The organism is Kiloniella majae, assembly GCF_002118315.1.
In the GTDB taxonomy this organism is placed as follows: Bacteria; Pseudomonadota; Alphaproteobacteria; order Kiloniellales; family Kiloniellaceae; genus Kiloniella; species Kiloniella majae.
The window spans coordinates 1-312 of record NZ_MTSZ01000025.1 but is presented as its reverse complement, the minus strand read 5'-3'; the positions used below and the strand labels follow the sequence as shown (position 1 = coordinate 312).

At 53.8% G+C, this 312-nt stretch carries 1 protein-coding gene; it reads right to left on the bottom strand.

What is annotated here, in order from left to right; genetic code table 11:
- Positions 1–231, bottom strand: a 231-nt coding sequence (locus BKB51_RS20785; RefSeq protein ID WP_218044110.1) for a hypothetical protein, incomplete at its 3' end; no start/stop codon positions are given.
- Between the last annotated feature and the right edge of the window lie 81 nt (positions 232–312).

Below are 312 nucleotides of genomic sequence, written 5' to 3'. Positions count from 1 at the left end.
TTTTAAAACCAACCCCCGCCCCATCCTTTTCTCCTTCTCACAAAAAAAAAAAAAAAAAAAAAATCTTTTTCCTCCCTTCTTTTTCTGCCTCTTTTCCCCTTGGCCCTCATCTCTCAATCCTTGCCGTTTTCCGTCTTTTTCCCTCTGGTTCTCCCGCCTCCCTTTGTCTTCCCCCTTCCCCCTCCTCTTCCGCTCCCTGCCAGCTCCCTTTTCCATAAACTTCTCACCCATGCGCAAGGGGGCCCTCGTCTTCCCCGCCCCCGTCTTCTCCCCTTCCTCCTCCTCGCTTTCTCCACCGCCACGCCTCGGCCC